This is a genomic window from Oleiphilus sp. HI0125, assembly GCF_001635355.1.
Map to the genome: position 1 here is coordinate 1 of NZ_LWGF01000182.1, position 1,166 is coordinate 1,166.

The 1,166-nt window shown below is 44.3% G+C and carries 2 protein-coding genes; both read right to left on the reverse strand.

The features are described 5' to 3' along the window. A partial coding sequence (locus A3762_RS02820) for a GAF domain-containing protein (RefSeq protein ID WP_156493169.1) occupies window positions 1-451 on the reverse strand: 451 nt, incomplete at its 3' end. Between the two features lie 23 nt (window positions 452-474). Next, a complete protein-coding gene (rppH, locus tag A3762_RS02825) occupies window positions 475-954 on the reverse strand; it encodes an RNA pyrophosphohydrolase (RefSeq protein WP_068475386.1) in 480 nt (159 codons plus the stop codon). Window positions 955-1,166: the final 212 nt, after the last annotated feature.

The following is a 1,166-nucleotide window of genomic DNA, read 5'->3' on the forward strand; positions in this document are numbered from 1 at the left end:
GCTGAGCCGAAACAGTAACAAGAAAAGCTTCTTCACCTTCATCAAAATGACGACTGTTTGAAGCTTGCTGAACAACAATAACGCCGAGAACTTTCTTGTGGTGAATGATTGGCACACCAAGAAAGCTTTCGTATCGCTCCTCGCCCGTTTCGGGAAAGTAACGATAACGATGGTGATTTTGAGCATGCTCTAAATTAATAGGTTCTTGGCGAACGCCAACGAGCCCGACCAGACCCTCAGAATATCCAAGACTGACTTGCCCAACCGCATCAAGGTTCAAACCCTTCGTTGCCATCAGTACGTAGCGGTTTTCAACGCTATCAAGAAGATAAATCGAGCATACATCCGTCTGCATAGACGACTGCACTCGATCCACAATCAGCTGAAGAGCTTCATTAAGATCTGCAGCTGCATTGACTTCCTGTACTATGCCGCGAAGCGTGGCCAGCATTGCTCAACCCCTATTATTTGACGCTAGTCCACAGTAAATAAGTGGCTAGACAAATCTTTCAATGCACGTCGGTAGACTTCTCGCTTGAAGGAAACTACTTGACCCAATGGATACCAGTAGCTCACCCAATCCCAACCATCAAACTCTGGCGTTTCGCCATTGCTCAAAGAGATGCTTTCGTCCTGCCCGATCATTCTCAACAAAAACCATTTTTGTTTTTGGCCAATACAAACCGGATGGGAGTTATGTCGGACTAAGCGTTTTGGCAAGCGATATCGTAACCAGCCCTCAGTCTGCGCAACAATCTGAACATCTTTTTGCACTAAACCGATCTCTTCATAAAGCTCTCGATACAATGCTTGTTCTGGCGTTTCGTGAGGTTTTATTCCCCCCTGAGGAAACTGCCAAGAAGTTTGTCCAATTCTACGCGCCCATAGCACCTCATTCTGTTGGTTAGCAAGAATAATTCCGACATTCGATCTAAAACCGTCAGAATCAATCACAACCATTCCTAATAAAATTTCGTTTCAGCCATTGTTCCAGAAAAAGCAAAATGCAGCAATCGTAAGGCTCGGTAAATACGAGCTATCACACACATAAAGACCTTCATTTCCTTAAACATTAGACACACTATTGGTCGCACTTCAGTTTTTTATTTCCTCTGTCGTATAACCTGTTATGCTGCGCCAACGTTCAATTTCGCAATGGAGTAAGA